This is a genomic window from Lysobacter sp. FW306-1B-D06B (assembly GCF_038446665.1).
In the GTDB taxonomy this organism is placed as follows: Bacteria; Pseudomonadota; Gammaproteobacteria; order Xanthomonadales; family Xanthomonadaceae; genus Lysobacter_J.
The window spans coordinates 2,066,395-2,084,750 of sequence record NZ_CP151802.1 but is presented as its reverse complement, the minus strand read 5'-3'; the positions used below and the strand labels follow the sequence as shown (position 1 = coordinate 2,084,750).

The following is an 18,356-nucleotide window of genomic DNA, read 5'->3' as shown; positions in this document are numbered from 1 at the left end:
GACGGCTCACGCCGGCGCCATGGTGGGGTCCAGCATCGACTTCACTTCCACGATGGCATCGGCGGGAAAGCCGGAACGCTTGGCGTGTTCGCGGATCAGCGCTTCATCGCGCGCCAGATAGATGCAGTACGTCTTGTTGCCGGTGACATACGAATGCACCCACTGGATACCCGTGCCGAGTTCGTCCAGAACCCGGTTGGATTGCAGCGCGACGCCGCACATCGCTTCCACCGGCTGCGAGCCGATGCCTTCGATGTTTCGTTCTATGACGTATTTCCTGAGCATGACGATTCCCTCCGTTGTTGCGTCCCTCATGGGGCGCGGGGTGCCGGCGAGGGCCGGCGGATTCTGGTCAGCGCTTGATGGCGAGCACGTTGGCGCCGTAGGCGTGCAGATGGCCATGGAACTTGCGATCGACATCCGTGCCTGCGAAGCATTCGAAGCGCTCGGTGACCTGCGCTTCGCTCAGTCCGCATTCCTCCAGCAGTTGCAGCAACATCGCTTCGGTCAGCGCGCCGCCGATGCACGAAGCCCACAGATCGGCGTTCGCACGCGCGGCCTGCGCCAGTTCGCGATCGAGCACCACATCGGCGAGGAAGAGCGTTCCGCCCGGCCGCAGCACGCGCACGATCTCGCCGATCACGCGCGGCTTGTCCGGCGCCAGGTTCAACACGCCGTTGGAAATCACCACGTCCACGCTGGCGTCGTCCGCCGGCAGATCCTCGAACGTGCCTTCGTGCAGCTGCACGCGGTCCAGCAACCTCGCCTGCGCCGCGGCGCGCAGCGCGCTGGCGCGCATGCCGGGCGTGAGATCCACGCCGATCGCGCGGCCCTCCGGGCCGGCGGCCCGCGCTGCAAGCAGCAGGTCCATGCCGGCGCCGCAGGCGTGGTCGAGCACGACCGCCCCGGCAGGAATCGTGCCGATCCGCAGCGGATTGCCCACGCCGGAGAACCGCTCCGTGCACGCGTCGGGCAACGCCGCCAGTTCGGCCGCGTCGTAGCCCAACTGGCGCACCGCGTAGGCCGCGCCGGTGTGGAAGTGGAAGCCGCTGGTCGGCGCGCGGGCGACGCGCTCATAGGTCGCTCGCACCTGCCGATTCAGGTAGATCGTGTCCAGCACGAGCGGGCAACGGCTCATCTTGGCCTCTCTTCACCGGCGCACCGCCGGCATGGGGGCCAATCTAATGACGGCCGGTAACGGCCCGATGTCCCGTGTGACTGGATTTGTATCGGTTGGTAACAGCGGCGGATACTCACCGGCGCATGCGGCAGGATGCCCAACCGGCTTCCCCGTTCGCGAAGACATTGGCAGGTACGCGATGGCCCATACGCCCTGTGTCCTGGTGGTCGACGACGACCGCCCCACCCGCGAGATGCTGCTCGAGGCGCTCTCCACGCACGGCTTCCGCGCACGCGAAGCCGGCGACGGCGCGGCGATGCGGCGCGAGCTGGAAGTCGAAGCGCCGGACCTGGTGCTGCTCGACATCCGCCTGCCCGGCGAGGACGGTTTGTCGCTGGCGCGCTACCTGCGCGAGCGTTACGACGTGGGCATCATCATGGTCACCGGCTCCGGCGATGTGATCGACCGCATCGTCGGGCTGGAAATCGGCGCCGACGATTACGTCGCCAAGCCCTTCGATCCGCGCGAGTTGCTGGCGCGCGTGAAGAGCGTGCTGCGGCGCATCCAGGCGCGGCCCGAAGCGCCGGCGGCGCTCACGCAGAATCCGCGGCAGGTGCCGTTCGGGCGTTGCACGCTCGACCTGGACGCGCACCAGCTGTTCGACGCCGACGGCAGCGAAGTGATGGTCACGCACATGGAGTTCGACCTGCTGCGCGTGCTGCACGAGCATGCGGGCAAGGCGCTGTCGCGCGACCAGATCCTCACATTGACGAAGAACCGCGAGTGGGAGCCGTTCGACCGCTCCATCGACATCCGCATCGCGCGGCTGCGGCGCAAGGTGGAAGCCGATCCCGACAATCCGCGGGCGATACGCACGGTGCGGGGCGTGGGGTATATGTTCGTGCCGTGACGCGTTCCCACCGTCCGTCCTGAGCGTAGCGAAGCGAAGTCGAAGGATGAATGGACCCGCCACGCGCCCGTCCGCCCTTCGACTTCGCTTCGCTACGCTCAGGACGAACGGTGATGCGGTGTCGATTCGTCCCGGCAGCGGCGAAGCTCCGCCTTTTTGTTTCAACCCTGTAACACCACGACCGCGCCCGAATCCACGCTCCTATACTCGCCCCACCCCGCCCCACGGGACATGCGATGAACGCCGGCATTCCCCCGCCGAACGCACAGGTCGACGACCGCGAACGCGCCCTGCGCGAAAGCGAGCTGCGCCTGCAGCAAGTGCTCGACAACACCTCCGCCGCCGTGTTTGCCAAGGACCGCGCGGGCCGCTACCTGTTCGTCAACCGCGAGTTCGAACGCCTGACCGGCCGCGATGCCGACGCGCTCATCGGCCGCAACGACCGCGACATCTTTCCGCCGGACATGGCCGCCGCGCTGCGCCGCAACGACATGCGCGTGCTGCTGGAGGCGCGCGCGATGGAGTTCGAGGAAAGCGGCGTGTTCGCCGGCGAGCAGCGCACGTTCCTGTCGGCCAAGTTCCCGCTGCTGGACATGGACCAGATGCCCTACGCCGTGTGCGGCATCGCCACCGACATCACCCTGCGCAAACAGGTCGAGACCGCGCTGAGCAGTTCCGCGCTCGCCGTCTCGCGCGCTTACGGCCGCGATCTGTTCGTCGAGTTGTCGCGTTACCTGGCGGCGATCCTCGACGTGGACGTGGCCTTCATCGCCCAGATGCGTCCGGACGATCCGGCGACCATGCACGTGCTGGCGTTCGTCGCCGACGGCGTTCCGCGCGAGCACTACGACTACGGGCTGGCCGGCACGGCGTGCGAGACCGTCGTGGGCCACGGCTTCCGCCTGTATCCGGCGGCGCTGGGTTCACTGTTCCCGCTCGACACCGACTTCATCGACATGGAGGCCGAAGGCTACGCCGGCTTCCCGCTCAACGATTCGCAGGGCCGGCCCATCGGCATCGTCTCGATCATGTCGCGGCGACCGCTGGAGCAGCCCGAGTTCATCGAATCGGTGATGAAGATCTTCGCCGTGCGCGCGGTCGCGGAGATCGAACGGCTGCGCGCCGACCAGGCGCTGGCGATGTCACAGAGCAGCTACCGACAGATCTTCGAAGCCAGCGAGGATGCGATCTTCGTCCACGACGTCGACACCTTCCGCATCGTCGACGTGAACCCGAAGGCCTGTGCGCAGTTCGGCTACACGCACGACGAGATGCTGGAGATGGACATGGACCGCCTGGGCACCGGCGAGCCGCCCTACAGCGGTGCCGATGCGGCCGCGCACCTGGCGCGTGCGCGCAGCGAAGGCTCGGCGGGTTTCGAGTGGCACCGCCGCAACAAGGACGGCAGCCTCCACTGGGACGAGGTGTTCCTCAAGGTCGCCAACATCGGCGGCGCGCCGCGCATCCTCGCCTTCACGCGCGACATCACCGAGCGAAAACTGGCCGAAGCCTCCGCATGCCGGAACGCCGAGCACCTGCGCGCCACGGTCAATGCCGCGCTGGACTGCATCATCGCGATGGACGAGCGCGGCACCATCATCAAGTTCAATCCCGCCGCGGAAGCGTGCTTCGGCATCCCCGAGCGCGATGCGCTGGGACGCTCGCTGGCCGAGACGATCATCCCCGAGCGCTTCCGCGAACGGCACCAGTTCGGCCTGCGCCGCTATCTGGAAGGCGGTCCGGGACCCGTGCTCAAGAAGCGGCTGGAGGTCGTGGCCCAGCGCGCGGACGGCAGCGAGTTTCCGGCCGAACTCGCCATCGGCGTGGACGACAGTCCCGCGGGCAAGACCTTCATCGGCTACCTGCGCGACATCACCGAACGCACCGAAGCCGAAGAGCGCCGTCGTCGCCTGGAAGCGCAGCTGCTGCAGGCCAAGAAGATGGAAGCGCTGGGCCATCTCACCGGCGGTATCGCGCACGACTTCAACAACCTTCTCGCCAGCATCATGGGCTACGTCGCGCTCGCGCACGAACGCAGCGACGACGGCGAGGACACGCGCCTGTCGGGTTACCTCGACCAGGCCTTGCAATCCTGCGAACGCGCGCGCGACCTGATCCAGCAGATGCTCATGTTCAGTCGCGGCCAGAAGGGCCAGGCGCAGGCGATGGACGTGGCCGGCTGCATCGAGCAGAACCTCGCGGTGCTCCAGCCGACGCTGACCGAAGGCATCGAAGTCGAACAGGACGTGCAGCCCGGCGTGAGCGCGGTGGAGTTCGATCCGGTGCAGCTGGGCCAGGTGCTGCTCAACCTGTGCGTGAACGCGTGCGACGCGATGCAGGGCGAAGGACGCCTGCGGCTCGGGCTGTCCGATGTGCGCATCGAGGCCACGCAATGCGCCGCATGTCGGCAACCGATGGAAGGCGAATTCGTCGAGCTGCGCGTCGCCGACACCGGCCCGGGCATCGCACCGGCGGTGCTGGAGCGCATGTTCGATCCGTTCTTCTCCACCAAGCCGCCGGGCAAGGGCGCGGGCATGGGGCTGGCGACGGTGCACGGCATCGTCCATGAGCACGGCGGGCACTTGCTGGTGGATACGTCGCCGGGGCAAGGCACCGCGTTCCGCGTGCTGCTGCCGGCCTGCTCGGGCGCGGCGAGGCCGCGCATGTCGCGACGCCGCTCCGACCGTTCCGGCGTGCCGCGCCGCGAGGGACGCGTGCTGGTGGTGGACGACGAACACAGCGTCGGCGAGTTCATGTGCGAACTGCTGTCGAGCTGGGGACTGGAGGCGGACTTCGTCTCCACGCCGGAGCTTGCGCTGTCGCGCGTGGGCGAATCGCCGGCGCATTACCGCCTGCTCATCACCGACCATTCGATGCCGTCGATGACCGGCGTGCAGCTTGCGCAGGCGCTGGAGGCGATCGCGCCGCAGCTGCCCGTGCTGCTGTACACCGGGCTGGCGGACCGGATTCGCGAGCCATCGCTGCCGGCGAACATGCTGCGCACGGTGCTGCGCAAGCCGATCGACCACGCGCGGCTGTCGCGCATCGTGGGTGATGTGCTCGGTGAACAGGGCGTCGGTGGCGAAGCCGCGTGACCGCGCCCACCGCTCATACGCGGCGACGCGCTCCGTGAATCCGCAAGGTTGACCCTGTCGTCACGACCGCGTGCGGCACCATGCAAGCCGTGTTCGGCGATGTGGCGGAAACGAGGTGATGAAAGCCAACGTCCTGATGGTCGAGGACGAAGCGTATCTGGCGATGGCCCTGGAAGACCTGCTGACCGACGCGGGCTATCACGTGCTCGGCGCGGCGCGCCTGTCGGATGCGCTGGAGATCGCCGATCACGAGCACCTCGACGTCGCCCTGCTCGACATCAACGTGCAGGGCGAGGCGGTGTATCCGCTCGCCAGCCGCCTGCGCGAGCAGGGCGTTCCGTTCGTATTCGCCTCCGCCTACTCCGAACGCAACATCCCGCAGGATTTCCGCGATTGTCAGATCGTGCAGAAGCCGTACACGTCGGAGCGGATCATCGAGGCGGTGGAGTCGATGCTGGAGGGTGGGAAGGCGCAGGCGCATTGAGGCGGTGCGCGCAGCGCCGCAAGTTCCTCCATGCCCCTTCTCCCCTTGCGGGAGAAGGTGCCCTCGAAGGGGCGGAAGAGGGGCGCGCGTAGCGCGTGCTCTAACGCGGCCCTACCCCTCTCCCTGGCCGCCTTCGGCGGCCTGTCCCTCTCCCGCAAGGGGAGAGGGGAAGCGCTCGGGTGTCGGCGCTCGTTGCTGCGTGGTCGCCCTACTTGCCCTGCTTCCCCAACCAAGCATCCACCGCCGGCAACCGCTCCTGCTTCACCTTCACGCGATAGGCGATGTTCGCCATCGCCGTTTCCGAGGCGCGGCGCGAGCTCTCGGCGACATGCGCCTGCGCATACGCACGCACCTTCCCGATCATCGCCGGATCCAGCGAGTTGTTCGCCAGGCGCGGGTAATAGCGTGCGCGCGAAGTGGAATCGACCTTCGCATCCACCTGCGCCAGGTGCGCGACGGCGAAATCGAATGCGAGGTCTGGATGCAGCGAAGCCACCGTGCGGATCATGCTGGCGCTGTTGGTGGCGCCGGGTTCGTCGGTGAGCGCCAGTTCCAGCGCGCGCTTCGCCAACGCCGGATCCTGCGCGGAGGACAGCAGCGAATAGAGCTCGTCCTTCACCAGCGGCGTCTTTTCCGCCTGCGCCGCCGCATGCAGTCGATCCCACGTCGCCGCGTCGGCATGGCGCGCGACCACGCCCAGCACGCTGCGGCGCAGTTCGCCCGGCAGCGCCTTGGGATCGCGATCCTGCGCGGCGTAACGGCGGCGGGATTCTTCGACGACCGTGCGGTCGCCCAGCGCGCCCAGTGCTTCGATGAGGTCGGTGCGCAGGATCTTCACCGGGTCGGATTCGCCCGTCGCCGCGTCCCAGCCCACGCGCGCGAACACCGGCGCCAACTGCGCGATCGCGAACGCGCGGAACGTCGCCTGGCGCGCGGCGTCGCCGTCGTAATAGGCGTCCAGGCTGCGCAGCGTGCCCGCGATGTCGCCCCAGATCTGCGGATCGGCGTCGCGCGGCGTGGCCTTCACCAGGTCCAGGTAATCCGACGGCGACTGCAGCCCCGCCATGCCCAGAGCCCACACGTCGTTCATCACGCCGAGCTGGTCGATCGGATCCAGCCGCGTGAAGTCCTTGCGGATCGCGGCGAACTGCGGCGCGTCGTAGAGCGTGCGGTAGTAGCCGCTCTGGCCCGCATTGACGATCACCGGCCCGCAACCGGGCACGTCGATGCGGCCCTGCCCGCCTTCCACGATCGTGCGCACGGCATCGGCGCCGGGCACCTGCACGATCACGGGCACGCGCCAGCGCAGCGGCTGCTTGCCGGGGCGATCGCGCGTGAATTCGTCCTGCGTGAGCGTGAGCGAGGTCTTGCCGCCCTCGCATTTGTCCGCGGCCACGCGCAGCAGCGGAATGCCCGGCTGCAGCGTGAAGTCGTGCGCGAGGTCCAGCACCGGCTTGCCCGCGGCAGCCTGGATCTCACGCCACAGGTCGTCGGACACCGTGTTGCCGTACGCGTGCGCCTTCATGTAGTTGCGCACACCTTCGCGCCAGGCATCGGCGCCGACGTACCCTTCAAGCATGCGGATCACCGCGCTGCCCTTCTGGTAGGTGATCGCATCGAACGCCTGGCTCGCCTGTTCGACCGTTTCCACGTGCTGCACGACCGGGTGCGTGGTCGCCACCGCGTCCAGCGCCATCGCCGATTCGCGCGAACCGATGCTTTCCAGCCGCGTGTTCCATTCCGGATGCAGCTTGTCGGTGGTGCGCGAGGCCATCCACGTCGCGAAGCCTTCGTTGAGCCACAAATCGTCCCACCAGCTCATCGTGACCAGATCGCCGAACCACTGGTGGGCGATCTCGTGCGCGGCCACGGCGAACACGCGCTGCTTGTCGGACTGCGTGGAGATGCTCGGGTCCAGCAGCAGCGTGTGCTCGAAGGTGAAGATGGCGCCCCAGTTCTCCATCGCGCTGAAGAACTGGCTGCCGCCCGGCGAGGCGACGTTGTCGAGCTTGGGCAGCGGGTACGGCGTGCCGAAGTATTGGTTGTACTCGCGCAGCACGTCCACCGAGGAATCCAGCGCGAAGCGCGCCTGGTCGATGGCGCCGCGCTGCGTGACCACACCCACTTCGACGCCATCGGCCCGCGCGGTGGCGCGTTCGAAATCGCCCACCGAGAGGAACAGCAGGTAGGTGGACATCTTCGGCGACGGCGCGAACACCACGCGCGTGGTGCCGTCGTGCAGGTCGCTGCTGGACGTGGCGGGCATGTTGCTCACCGCCATCTGCCCGGTCGGCACGGTCGCCTCCAGAGTGAAGGTGGCCTTGTGCGCGGGCTCGTCCCACGAGGGGATCATGCGGCGCGCGTCGGAGTTCTCGAACTGCGTGAACAGCGCGCGCTTGCGGCCGGCCTGGGTCTCGTAATCGATGGCGAACAGGCCGTTGGCCTGCGTGCCGATGCGGCCTGTGTATTGCAGCGCGAGTTTGTACGCACCCGGCGCCAGCGGCTGGTCGAAGCTGAAGGTGGCGGTCTGTGCGGCGGCATCGACGGCGATCTTCGGCGTGAGCGCGCGGCCCTTGCCGCTGGCGGGCACGAGCGAGGCGGAGGAGAACGCCATGTCCAGCGCGTTGAGGGTGATGGCCGGCGTGGGCTCCAGAACCTCCAGCGTGATTGTCGCCTTGCCTGCGAGCGTGAGCGCGTCGGCGTTCGGCGTGATCGCCACGTCGTAATGCGTGGGTCGCACGTTGCGCGGCAGCTGCGTCGTCGTGTCGGCTCGGGTCATGGTCGCAGCGGGAGCGGAGGGCGCCGCCGGCGAAGCGGCACAGGCGGTGGCCAGGGCCAACGCGACGGCGGAAACCAGAATACGGCGCATCGTTCGACAGCCTCGTGATCGGAAGGTGGACAGGCACAGTGCCAGAGCGCGAGTGTGCCCGTCCTGCCCGGTCGCTGCTGCACCGCGGATGAGGCGTGAGTCACTTTCTTGCAAGGTGGCGGGATGCTTGCGCTGCTGGCCGCCTGCCCTCACCCCAACCCCTCTCCCGCGGGCGGGAGAGGGCTGGAGGACCCGTCATCCCTGCGAAGGCCGGGACCCAGGCTGTCACCCTGTCCGCTGCCTCACGTCGTTCCAGCGAACGCTGGGTCTTTTGGGCCGCCGCACGGCGGCACTATCCATTTTTTGCCGTGGCTGTTCACAGGCATAGGGGAAGCGTGAAATGTCCCTGGAGAGTGCCGCCGTGCGGCGGCCCATAAGCCCCGCCTTCGCGGGAATGACGGTGAACGGACCCGATTCATCTACCCCACCCGCCGCCCCTCCCCTTCGCGCAAAGTTGACGCGCAGGCAACGAAACGCCGCGCACCCTCGCGCTACCTGAGACACACAACCCTGGGAGGGCGCGATGAAATCAGGACTCACGATGACGGTGCTGCTGGGCTCGCTGCTGCTGGTTCCGGCCGCCGCGATGGCCGGCGACAAGGCCAAGATGGATACCAACGGCGACGGCTCCGTCAGCGCGGCCGAACATGCCGCGGGCGCGAAAGCGATGTTCACTTCGATGGACGCCAACAGCGACGGCAACGTCACCGCCGCCGAGATGGATGTACGTCACGCCGCCAAAGCCGCCGGCAAGCCGGACCGGATGAAGATGACCTCCGCCGAGAAGATCAAGACGATCGACACCAACGGCGACGGCCAGCTGTCGGCCGCCGAACACGCCGCCGGTTCGCAGGCGATGTTCACCAAGATGGACGCCAACGGCGACGGCAATCTCACCGCGGCCGAAATGAAGGCCGGGCACGAGGCCGCGATGGCTGGCACTCGCTGACGCACCACGCAACTCGCTCTTCCTTCTCCCCTGTATGGAGAAGGTGCCCGCACATTAGGGAGGAGGTAGCGCGCGGCTTGCGGCGCTGCGCGTTCGAACGCGCAGCGCCTGACATGGCTTCGCATGGGAACAGCACCCTACGGCGGTGAGGGTCGGGATATTGCGGTGAATGTACGTTGGTTCGGGCACAAATCGGGCGATTTGATCCCGGATACCGGCGTTAGAAGGTATCGCGTCAATGTCACTCCGTCTTGCGTTCGAATGGCTGCATGAGTGGCTTCGACCGTTTCAAAGAGGCTTGAGGCTGTCCCAGAGGTCGCCTCCGACCGCCTTGCCCGCTCGATCAAGAGGCCGGGGGCGGTGCACAACTCGGTAGGGAAAGCGCCACGGAAGCCGTAGCGCTGCAGTTGAGCCACGGACCAGACGCGCTCTTGCGGAAAACGAAGCGCGAGCGATCCGGTTCGAGCGTAGTCGGTCGTGGCGATCCATGTTGCGCCCGTTTTCTCGAGCAGTTCAGCGATGGCATCTTGGGTCGCTGCCCATCCGCGCGCTTGGTTGGGTGGATTGTCGGCCGTGCCGATCGGGGTGACCGGGTTGAAGGCGGTCGCGACCAAACCGACGCTCATCAACAGTGCGATGGCGAGGGTGGCCGTGGTCCAAAGCCGCGGCGACTGCGCTTGAGCTAGGCCAAAGGCCGCAGGAATGGCGAAGAGCGCCTGCAGCGGCACAATCCAATTGGCTTGAACTGGCGCATGTGTCGCGTGATAGGCGAAGTAGAGCAGGAGCGGAACAGAGCTCCAGACCAGCAGCATGCTGTCTTTTGGCGGGGCCTTGAGAGCTCGGAAGGCGAACCAGGAGACCCATGGTGTCGGCGCCAGGAGCAGGAGCGCGGCATATTCCCCGAGATATCGGGGCTAGAAGCCGGAGGCGACGAGGCGCGCGCCCTGGCGTTCCAAGCCGAGCCAATCGTTTTGCAGGTTCCAGAAAAGATAGGGCAGAAGCGGCAGGATCGCCGCCGCCATGGCCATATAAGGCAGACGTGTGAGCAGGTACGCGCGGCCCTTTGGCGTAGCAATCAGGTACGCCAACAACCCGAAGGCCACAAAGGCATTGGTGAACTTCGACAGGCCGCCGAACCCGATGATCAAACCTGTGCAGACCCACCATAGCGTCGCCGAACGTGTGTCTGGGGGCGTGTTGGTCGAACGGAGCGCGGCCCAAAGTGCCGCGACCCAGAATAGGGTTGAGGGCGCGTCGGGCGTGGCGAAACTGCCCAGAGCGAAGACAAGCAGGCTGAGGTTGTAGAGCGTTGTCGCCAGCACTGGCAGACCCGCAGCACCACCGGACATGCGCCGAGCCATATCGCCCACGAGGTATCCCGAGGCGACAAAACCAAGCACCGAAAGCAGGCGGATGCCGAGCGCGGTTTCACCGAAGAGGTGGGTTCCCATGCGGATCATGTAGGCGATCATGGGCGGATGATCGTAATACCCAAGCGCCAGATCGCGGGCCCACAGCGCGTAGTAGGCTTCATCATCAAAGAGGGGCACCCATGCGGCGATGGCGAGGTGAACGGCAAGAAACGACAGCGACATGGTGAAAACGGAAAGCCGCATCAGAAAAGTTGCCTTTACCGAAGAACGCCGTGTTGCTGAGCCCCCGAAAGCCGCAATGCTCCGAACTTAGCCTTCCGCTCTTGGCTGTTTGTTATGAGATTGATTAGTCGCCAAAGCGATATGCCACCCGCGTTCGTCCACGAGTGCGCCATGTAACCAGTGAAGAAGCAACAAAATTCCAAAGTGCGCCGGCAATCGCGCCGGCGATACTCGCCAGGGCCCAGAACGGCAGGGCCGCAAAGGAAAGATTGGCCACACCCACATTCATGACCGCACCCAGCGCACAGACTGCGTAGAAACTCAGCAATCCTCGCCAGATTGCGCGCCCGCGCAGAGCGCGGTCCCGATAGGTGATCAAGTTGTTCCACAGGAAATTCGAATTGATGGCTACGAACACCCCAAAGGCCTGCGCCAACGCAAACTGATCTACCAGAAAGGCCAGCGCAATCTTGACAGCAAGAAGCTGCACGAAGATGCCCGTGAAGCCGACGGTGCAGAACAGTACGAACCGCGTCGATACGAGTCCGCGAGTCTTGCGGACCACCAGCAGCGACAAGAATTCGAGAGCGACAGCGGAATCCATCTTGGATTCTCCGGCGTGACGCGACCGAAACGTGTAGGGGATTTCATGCGTCTTCCATCGCCCTGCAGACGCGGCCAGCATGTCGGCGAGGATCTTGAACCCTTCGCCTTGTAGGGATGTGATCACCTCATTGAAAGACAGGCGGCGCACCATGAAAAACCCGCTGATCGGATCAGAGGCCGCGATGTTCAGCATACGCCGTGTCAGGGCTGTCGCACGATCGCTGCCCCATCGCCGGATACGGGACAGACCACGCCCATTCGACCCTCCGTCAATGTTGCGACTGCCGATCACGATGTCCAATTCGTCATCCCCCCGCAACGCATCAAGCATGGGTGCAAGCCGGGTTTCGTCATGCTGCAAGTCCGCATCGATCACGGCGCAAAACGGGGACGTGGAGGACAGGATGCCTTCGATACAGGCCCCGGCGAGGCCCCGCCGCCCGATCCGTTGGATTACGCGGACATTGTCGAATTCCAGGGCCAGGGAACGCACTTCCTCAGCCGTGCCATCGGGGCTGTCATCGTCCACATAGATCGCCTCCCATGACCGCCCGTCAAGCGCGGCACGCAACAGATCGAACAGCCGCCGAACATTGTCCCTTTCGTTGAATGTGGGGATTACGACGCTCAGGTCATACATGCGTCGGCCCTGATGTTCTTGAACCGCTGTGAGATCTTGTAGGCAAGGAAGCCCACCAGAGCTCCGATGACCATGCCGGCCAGGGTGTCCAACGGATAATGCACACCCACGTAAATACGGCTGAAGCCCACGATCGACGCCCAGGAAAGCAAAAGAAACACCAGGCACCTGTAGTTTCTTCTGAACAGCAAACCCAGGAAAACCGCCAGCGCCATCGAACTCGCAGCGTGTGCTGAGAAGAATCCATAGCGCCCACAACGCGGCGCGATGTAACGGATGATTTCCCGCAAATGCGCTTCCCGGCAGGGCCTGGGGCGTTCGAAGCCGTGCTTGAAGAGATTGGCCAACTGATCTGTTACGGCGATCATCACCACGATCAGCGCCATACAAATCAGCGTATTTTTCAATCCATAGTGGCGATACATCAGATACATCAAAGCCACATAAAGCGGAATCCATGAAAGTTTGTCGGTGACAAACAGCCACAAACCGTCCCAGCGTTCTGAACCCAGCGAATTCAGAAACACAAACAGTTGCTCATCCAGCAGTTGCACCCCACCGAAGAAGCTGCTGACCGCAACCCGCGACGGATACCACTGCACCGCTTCGCCCATAAGCAGCGCGTTGGTCGCGATCCACAGTCCGAGCAGTCCGCCGCCGGCAGCGGCCGCAACGCCGACCCAGCGCAAAGGCTTGATCGAGAGGGAGGTAACGCCTTCGATCGCCAGTCGCAACGGACCCAAGGCGCTCCACTTCGAGCGGCCGCCCGTACGCGGGCCGCGGTCGTACTCGATCACCCGGGTCACCATGCCGACCCAGGCAACAGCCCCTTCATGTAAGCCCTGGCGCCAGGCCCAGCCCGGCCGTCATCGTGGCTTCCTTGCCGAAATTGCTGCTGATGCGCAGCAGCCGGATCGGCGGCCTCGTTGTAGAACGAAACGATGATCGAAATTTCAATGCGTTCGCGACACGGGCGCGTGCCTGAGGCGTACCCGAGCGGAATGATCCCTGCGTGCGGATGCATGCGATGCCTCGTGCTATAACGAGGCGCGACTGTCAGGCGATGCGTCTTTCCGGATACTTACCGGCCAGGAAGTGCCCACCGGCCAGGCAAAAGTTCGGCCAGGTAAGTATCCAGTAAGGAAGGCGCTCGACAATATCGCTCCCTTGCCGCTCGTGCTGTCGAACGCATGCAGGTGCAGGTGCAGGTGCAGGTGCTTTCAGCGCGAGTGCGTTACGCCCCATCACTCACCAAGGAACGAAACGACACGATGAGCCGCATTCTCCTGGTCGAGGACCACGAGCGGCTTGCGCGACTGGTTTGCAAGGGACTCGTGGCAGCCGGAATCGCCGTCGATGTCGTCGATCGCATCGACGCGGCATGGGCCACGATCCGGCGGCTGCCTTACCAGGCGGTGGTGATCGATCGCGGGTTGCCAGATGGCGATGGGCTCGTCCTGCTGCAGCGCATGCGCCGCGCCGGAATCGGCGTGCCCTGCCTGGTGCTGACAGCGCGGGATGCGTTGCGCGACCGTGTGGAAGGTCTGGATGCCGGCGCCGATGACTACCTTCCAAAACCATTCGCCATGGATGAGATGGTGGCGCGCGTGCGGGCATTGCTGCGCCGCCCGGTGGATGTTCGCCCGCTCGATCCCAGCCACGGCGATCTGACGCTGCGGCCTGCCTCCGGCATCATGTGTTGCGGCGAGCAGAGCGTGGCGCTGGCCGCGGCAGAGATGCAGATCATGCTGTTGCTGCTGCGCAAGCACGGGGAAGTCGTGCGCCGCGGCACACTAGAATCGGTCGGGTGGGGATTGGGCGAGGCCGTCACCCCGAGCGCGCTGGATGTCGCCCTGCATCGCATCCGCCGCAAGCTGCTCGCCATCGGTTCGCGCCAACGGATCATCAATGCCAGAGGTCTCGGCTATGTCCTTCGTGGAGCCGGCAATGCCGAACAGCCTTAGCCTGCGTGTCCTGCTCGCGTATGTGGTTGGGGTGACCCTGAGCATCCTGCTCATGATCCTGGTGCCCCTCATGCTGACGACTTACCGCAGCGACCTGTTGCTGGAGGCAGACCTGACCGAGTACACGCGGGACCTGGTCGAGGCGGTCCGGTTCGACGACATGGGTGTCCCAGACCGACTCGCTGCCAGCGAGGATGGCGATAGGTGGATCTACGAGAGTCTCAAGGAGGAAACCGCTTACCGCGTGCTGGACGAATCCGGGCGTACGGTGCTTGTCTCCCCGGCCGGAGAAGAATTCTGGTCTACCGTCGAACCGCCGCGACTTGTGCCTGGAAACTTCAACCTCGAGCGAGGGGGCGTCCAGATGCACAGCGTCATCGAGCCCTTCGAGCATGGCGGAAGAACCTGGTACTTCCAGTTCGCTGCCAGCACAAGAATGCTGGGCTTCATCTATCAGGAATTCACCTTGCCATTCATGGGTGCGGGCGTCGCCATATTCAGCGTGGTGCTGCTCGTCGTCTTCGGCATCTGCGCCTATGTCACGCTCGGATACACGCTTCGGCCCTTGCGCAACCTGTCGGAGTCGGCAACCTCAATCTCGCCGCGCACACTCCACGCGCGATTGCCCACCGAGGCGGTACCTTCCGAGATCGCGCCCTTGGTGCACAGCTTCAACCGCGCACTCGACAGACTGGAACACGGGTACCGCGTGCAGCAGGAGTTCCTTGCGACGGCTGCGCACGAGCTGAAGACGCCGCTGGCATTGATCCGCGCGCAGGTCGAGTTGAGGGAGGAGGGCGAGGACCGCGACTCGCTGCTCGGTGACGTCGAGCACATGGCGCGCCAGGTGCAGCAACTCTTGCTGCTGGCGGAAGCCAGCGAGGTGCAGAACTACGACTTCGCCACGACCGATGTGCAGAAGGTTGCGCAGGACGTCGCTGCCCACCTGCAGCGCATGGCCGAGGCGGCGCACGTGCATGTGACCCTTTCCGCAAGCACGTCCGTTGCGCAATGGCGAGCCGATCGCGGTGCGCTGTTCACGCTGCTGAAGAACCTGCTCGAGAACGCGATCCAGCACGCGCCGCGCGGCACCGAGGTGCGGGTGGAGGTGGACGCTGCAACGGTGACGGTGCGCGATTCGGGCCCCGGCGTGGATCCGCAACAACTGTCGCAAATGTTCTCCCGCTTCTGGCGCGGCGCCCATCGGCGCGACCAAGGCGCTGGCCTCGGCCTGGCCATCTGCCGGGAAATCGCGCTGGCGCATGGATGGGCGCTGTCCGCGCACAGGGCAGACCCGGGATTGCTGCTCCGGTTGTCCGTGCCGGACCAGCCGCGTCCGGCTTCATCTTCTGCTGGCCCAGGCCCCGGCAACATCGGATCCCCATGATGGAAAGAACCATGTGCCGTACGGACCGATCGTCGGCCGCCGGCACGATGGCGGGAACGTAGAGGCACCGCCGACCGGCTCGCGTCGGAAGCCGCGGGGCTCAGCAAGAATTGGGCATCGGGTTGCAGACGCTGCGCGGGGCCGAACAGTTCGATTACGGCGCCACCCAGAAGCAGGAAGTCTGGCGCGACTGCCGCGGAAAATCCGCGGCCATTCGGGCTTGAGCGCCGATCAAACGCGGCCGAGCACCGGCACTTCGTCTGCGACCGCCACGCGGTCCCGGCCCTCGTGCTTGGCGCGGTACAGCGCACGATCGCCGGCGCGCATGAGCTCCAGGCCCACCTCCCCGTGCTGCGGCATCAGCGCCACGCCGATGGAGACGGTGATGCGCAACGCCGCCCCACCCGCCTCGCCGATGCGCAGCAGTGCGGCGCTGGTGCGGATGTCCTCGGCGCGTTCCAGCGCGGTGGGCAGGTCGCTTTCCGGCAGGATCAGCGTGAACTCCTCGCCTCCGTAACGGCAGGCGATGTCCTCCGGGCGGCACTTGTCCTTGAGCATCCGCGCGAACGCCGCCAGCGCCGCGTCGCCCATCGCATGGCCGTGGCGGTCGTTGAAGGCCTTGAAGTGGTCCACGTCGAGCATCAGCACCGCCAGCGGCTGCTGGCGGCGCTGGCAACGCGCGATCTCGCGCGTGAGCGACTCCTCCAGATAGCGGCGGTTGAAGAGCCCGGTGAGCGCGTCGCGCACGGCCTGGTGGCGCAGGCTCTCGCGCAGGCGCACGTTGGCCAGCGCCAGCGAGAGCTGCTCGCACAGCCGCACTGCCAGCGATTCCTCCGCGATGCGTCCCTGGCCTTCGCCCTGCAACGAAAGCCAGCCCACCACTTCGCCGTGTGCGCTCAGCGGCACGCACAGCCCGTGCACGTCGTGCGCGCCGGAAGGCCGGCCGATGTGCGCACAGCGCAGGCCGTGGCGCAGGTCTTCCATCGCATACGGCGCATGACGACGCACCGACCAGCACGACTGCAACGCCGGCGCCGGATCGTTCGGCGCGACCGATGCGCCCCACTGCGCGACGAGTTCGGCGTGGTCGCGCGACGCGCGGATCACATAGAGGTAACCGCCCAGACCCGGCAGCAGGCGGCGGAAGGTGGCCGCGGTGATCTCGTACAGCTCCTGCGCATCGGAGGCGCCCTGCAGCATGCTCGAGTACTGGCTCAGCGAGGCCATGCTGTCGGACAGGCGCGCGAGCTGCTGTACGGTCGCGTTGAGCTCGCTGTTGGAAGCCGACGCCGAAGCTTCGGCCTGCTGGCGCACGCGGTTCTCGCGCGCAAGCAGACGCTGCGCATGACCGATGAGGAGCAGGCTCAACGGAATGCCGATGCCGGCGGCGAGCAGCGTCAGCCACGCCGAACGCTCGGCACGCTGCGAGCGCATCGACAGCAGCACGTTCTCCGCGTTGCGCAACTGCTCCAGGCGCAGCGCCACGTCGCGGTCGCCGGCGCGGATCGCCGACAGCGGCGGCACGCCCTTCTGCGGGCCCGTGACGCCGGCGCGCCAGGTCTGCATGGCCTGCACGCTCAAGCGCAGGCGGGCGTCCAGCGTGCGGCGCATCTGGATCACGCGATCGTGCTGGGCGGTGTTGTCGATGACCAGTTCGGTGAGCAGGTCCGATTCGCGCTGCAACTCACCGGCGATGCGCCAGAAGTTGTCGCGGTTCTCCGCGCGCCCGGCCAGCAGGTAGCCGCGCGATTCGGCCACGGCCTGGTGCTTGAGCGACTCGATCCGGTCCAGGTGGCGCAGCACGGCGTAGGTGTGCGTGACGGAGCGGTAGTCGGCGGCGAACTGGATGGCGTTGGCCACCACGTACAGGCCCAGGGCCACCAGGATGACCGTGGCCGCCAGGAACACGCGCAATGGCGAGAAATGGCGTTTGCGCATGGGACGAACGTGGGGCTCCGGGCGCGATGGCGACGCGCTGCTGGGCCTCCATGCCGTAAAGATTGAGGTGCGTGACGGCCGGGCGGGCCGCTGCGTACCGGGATTGTCGGGCATTCTATCGGCCGATTGCGCTGTTTCTTGAGACGCAGGGCGCAGCTTCCGGAGCCGACGCATGATCGCCATCGACGTCCTGCTCGAACCCGATGCCCTCACCCGGGCCCGCGCCGGCGAGGTCAACGCCGCGCTGCGCATCGGCCATCCCGCCGGCTTCGCTTTCGACGCCACCCACCTGCCGCACGTCACCCTCGTGCAGCGCTACCTCTACGCGCACGACCTCGACGCCTTGTACGCCGCCATCGGCGCCATCGCCGCCCGGCATGGACCGCTCGCGTTGTCGTTGGAGGTGAGCGGCATTTCGGTGCGCGTGGAGGACGGAACGGGCAACGCGTCGTGGCGGATCGGCGACTCACCTGCGTTGCAGGCGCTCGCCGATGACTGCCTCGCTGCGGCGCAACGCCTGGCGGTGGCCGGCGGCGGCGCGGAGGCCTTCGTCGCCAACGACGACGGCACGCCGATCCGCGATTCCACGATCCGCTACGTCGAGCACTTCGTGCCCGAACACAGCGGTGCGCACTACCGCCCGCACCTCACGCTCGGCGTGGGGACGGCGGCGGCATTGCGCGAGCTGGAAGGCGCACCGTTCGCGCCGTTCGCGTTCTCGCCGGTGGCGATCGCGGTGTACCAGCTCGGCAACCACGGCACCGCGCGGCGGTGCCTGTGGCGCTGGCCGGCCGACTGA

At 66.2% G+C, this 18,356-nt stretch carries 16 protein-coding genes; 7 read left to right on the top strand and 9 right to left on the bottom strand.

Annotation, left to right across the window (positions count from 1 at the left end):
- Nucleotides 1-6: 6 nt before the first annotated feature.
- Together AAFF32_RS09680 and AAFF32_RS09675 are read right to left on the bottom strand one after the other, a co-directional pair.
- Nucleotides 7-285 carry a DUF4242 domain-containing protein gene (locus tag AAFF32_RS09680; protein ID WP_216959201.1) on the bottom strand — a complete coding sequence of 93 codons (279 nt, stop codon included), beginning with the start codon at nucleotides 283-285 and terminating at the stop codon, nucleotides 7-9.
- 67 nt (nucleotides 286-352) lie between these two features.
- A complete protein-coding gene (locus AAFF32_RS09675) occupies nucleotides 353-1,138 on the bottom strand; it encodes a methyltransferase domain-containing protein (protein WP_216959204.1) in 786 nt (261 codons plus the stop codon).
- 181 nt (nucleotides 1,139-1,319) lie between these two features.
- Here AAFF32_RS09675 and AAFF32_RS09670 point away from each other — a divergent pair, with 181 nt between their 5' ends.
- The 3 genes from AAFF32_RS09670 (at nucleotide 1,320) to AAFF32_RS09660 (ending at nucleotide 5,609) form a co-directional block, all read left to right on the top strand.
- Nucleotides 1,320-2,030: a response regulator gene (locus AAFF32_RS09670; protein WP_216959206.1), complete on the top strand. Its 711-nt coding sequence runs from the start codon at nucleotides 1,320-1,322 to the stop codon at nucleotides 2,028-2,030.
- A gap of 236 nt (nucleotides 2,031-2,266) precedes the next feature.
- On the top strand, nucleotides 2,267-5,125 hold the full coding sequence (locus AAFF32_RS09665) for a PAS domain S-box protein (protein WP_342317166.1): 2,859 nt from the start codon (nucleotides 2,267-2,269) through the stop codon (nucleotides 5,123-5,125).
- Between the two features lie 118 nt (nucleotides 5,126-5,243).
- Nucleotides 5,244-5,609, top strand: a complete 366-nt coding sequence (locus AAFF32_RS09660) for a response regulator (RefSeq protein ID WP_216959212.1) — start codon at nucleotides 5,244-5,246, stop codon at nucleotides 5,607-5,609.
- Nucleotides 5,610-5,817: 208 nt separating this feature from the next.
- On the opposite strand, the gene AAFF32_RS09655 is transcribed toward AAFF32_RS09660, so the two are convergent.
- Nucleotides 5,818-8,478: a M1 family metallopeptidase gene (locus AAFF32_RS09655; protein WP_342317165.1), complete on the bottom strand. Its 2,661-nt coding sequence runs from the start codon at nucleotides 8,476-8,478 to the stop codon at nucleotides 5,818-5,820.
- Nucleotides 8,479-9,001: 523 nt separating this feature from the next.
- Here AAFF32_RS09655 and AAFF32_RS09650 point away from each other — a divergent pair.
- Nucleotides 9,002-9,427 (top strand): hypothetical protein, encoded by a 426-nt coding sequence (locus AAFF32_RS09650; protein WP_216959217.1) that lies wholly within the window; start codon nucleotides 9,002-9,004, stop codon nucleotides 9,425-9,427.
- 137 nt (nucleotides 9,428-9,564) lie between these two features.
- Here AAFF32_RS09650 and AAFF32_RS09645 read toward each other — a convergent pair whose 3' ends face one another.
- From AAFF32_RS09645 to AAFF32_RS09625, 5 genes are all read right to left on the bottom strand, one after another.
- On the bottom strand, nucleotides 9,565-10,239 hold the full coding sequence (locus AAFF32_RS09645; RefSeq protein ID WP_342317164.1) for a hypothetical protein: 675 nt from the start codon (nucleotides 10,237-10,239) through the stop codon (nucleotides 9,565-9,567).
- Nucleotides 10,240-10,341: 102 nt separating this feature from the next.
- The gene (locus tag AAFF32_RS09640) at nucleotides 10,342-11,022 is read right to left on the bottom strand and encodes a glycosyltransferase family 39 protein (RefSeq protein ID WP_342317163.1); all 681 of its coding nucleotides are present in this window, start codon (nucleotides 11,020-11,022) and stop codon (nucleotides 10,342-10,344) included.
- Between the two features lie 124 nt (nucleotides 11,023-11,146).
- Nucleotides 11,147-12,268 (bottom strand): glycosyltransferase family 2 protein, encoded by a 1,122-nt coding sequence (locus tag AAFF32_RS09635; protein WP_342317162.1) that lies wholly within the window; start codon nucleotides 12,266-12,268, stop codon nucleotides 11,147-11,149.
- Complete coding sequence (locus tag AAFF32_RS09630) at nucleotides 12,256-13,065, bottom strand: phosphatase PAP2 family protein (RefSeq protein ID WP_342317161.1); 810 nt, start codon at nucleotides 13,063-13,065, stop codon at nucleotides 12,256-12,258. Before AAFF32_RS09630 ends, AAFF32_RS09635 begins: the two co-directional genes overlap by 13 nt.
- Nucleotides 13,066-13,070: 5 nt before the next feature.
- Nucleotides 13,071-13,292, bottom strand: a complete 222-nt coding sequence (locus tag AAFF32_RS09625; protein ID WP_342317160.1) for a hypothetical protein — start codon at nucleotides 13,290-13,292, stop codon at nucleotides 13,071-13,073.
- 166 nt (nucleotides 13,293-13,458) lie between these two features.
- Here AAFF32_RS09625 and AAFF32_RS09620 point away from each other — a divergent pair, with 166 nt between their 5' ends.
- Both AAFF32_RS09620 and AAFF32_RS09615 read left to right on the top strand, forming a co-directional pair.
- Nucleotides 13,459-14,232: a response regulator transcription factor gene (locus AAFF32_RS09620; protein ID WP_342317159.1), complete on the top strand. Its 774-nt coding sequence runs from the start codon at nucleotides 13,459-13,461 to the stop codon at nucleotides 14,230-14,232.
- Complete coding sequence (locus AAFF32_RS09615; protein ID WP_342317158.1) at nucleotides 14,216-15,619, top strand: ATP-binding protein; 1,404 nt, start codon at nucleotides 14,216-14,218, stop codon at nucleotides 15,617-15,619. The genes AAFF32_RS09620 and AAFF32_RS09615 overlap by 17 nt, the downstream gene beginning before the upstream one ends.
- Before the next feature lie 231 nt (nucleotides 15,620-15,850).
- Here AAFF32_RS09615 and AAFF32_RS09610 read toward each other — a convergent pair whose 3' ends face one another.
- Entirely contained in the window at nucleotides 15,851-17,557 is a 1,707-nt protein-coding gene (locus AAFF32_RS09610; RefSeq protein WP_342317157.1) for a diguanylate cyclase, read from the bottom strand.
- Nucleotides 17,558-17,729: 172 nt separating this feature from the next.
- Here AAFF32_RS09610 and AAFF32_RS09605 point away from each other — a divergent pair, with 172 nt between their 5' ends.
- Nucleotides 17,730-18,356, top strand: a complete 627-nt coding sequence (locus AAFF32_RS09605; protein WP_216959236.1) for a hypothetical protein — start codon at nucleotides 17,730-17,732, stop codon at nucleotides 18,354-18,356.

What these genes read in the sequence shown, in the direction of transcription:
- AAFF32_RS09640 (WP_342317163.1), bottom strand. Translation starts at nt 11,022, where the DNA reads ATGTCGCTGTCGTTTCTTGCCGTTCACCTCGCCATCGCCGCATGGGTG.
- AAFF32_RS09660 (WP_216959212.1), top strand. Translation starts at nt 5,244, where the DNA reads ATGAAAGCCAACGTCCTGATGGTCGAGGACGAAGCGTATCTGGCGATG.
- AAFF32_RS09680 (WP_216959201.1), bottom strand. Translation starts at nt 285, where the DNA reads ATGCTCAGGAAATACGTCATAGAACGAAACATCGAAGGCATCGGCTCG.
- AAFF32_RS09605 (WP_216959236.1), top strand. Translation starts at nt 17,730, where the DNA reads ATGATCGCCATCGACGTCCTGCTCGAACCCGATGCCCTCACCCGGGCC.
- AAFF32_RS09670 (WP_216959206.1), top strand. Translation starts at nt 1,320, where the DNA reads ATGGCCCATACGCCCTGTGTCCTGGTGGTCGACGACGACCGCCCCACC.
- AAFF32_RS09610 (WP_342317157.1), bottom strand. Translation starts at nt 17,557, where the DNA reads ATGCGCAAACGCCATTTCTCGCCATTGCGCGTGTTCCTGGCGGCCACG.
- AAFF32_RS09625 (WP_342317160.1), bottom strand. Translation starts at nt 13,292, where the DNA reads ATGCATCCGCACGCAGGGATCATTCCGCTCGGGTACGCCTCAGGCACG.
- AAFF32_RS09645 (WP_342317164.1), bottom strand. Translation starts at nt 10,239, where the DNA reads ATGCTGCTGGTCTGGAGCTCTGTTCCGCTCCTGCTCTACTTCGCCTAT.
- AAFF32_RS09620 (WP_342317159.1), top strand. Translation starts at nt 13,459, where the DNA reads ATGCAGGTGCAGGTGCAGGTGCAGGTGCTTTCAGCGCGAGTGCGTTAC.
- AAFF32_RS09650 (WP_216959217.1), top strand. Translation starts at nt 9,002, where the DNA reads ATGAAATCAGGACTCACGATGACGGTGCTGCTGGGCTCGCTGCTGCTG.
- AAFF32_RS09655 (WP_342317165.1), bottom strand. Translation starts at nt 8,478, where the DNA reads ATGCGCCGTATTCTGGTTTCCGCCGTCGCGTTGGCCCTGGCCACCGCC.
- AAFF32_RS09615 (WP_342317158.1), top strand. Translation starts at nt 14,216, where the DNA reads ATGCCGAACAGCCTTAGCCTGCGTGTCCTGCTCGCGTATGTGGTTGGG.
- AAFF32_RS09635 (WP_342317162.1), bottom strand. Translation starts at nt 12,268, where the DNA reads ATGTATGACCTGAGCGTCGTAATCCCCACATTCAACGAAAGGGACAAT.
- AAFF32_RS09665 (WP_342317166.1), top strand. Translation starts at nt 2,267, where the DNA reads ATGAACGCCGGCATTCCCCCGCCGAACGCACAGGTCGACGACCGCGAA.
- AAFF32_RS09675 (WP_216959204.1), bottom strand. Translation starts at nt 1,138, where the DNA reads ATGAGCCGTTGCCCGCTCGTGCTGGACACGATCTACCTGAATCGGCAG.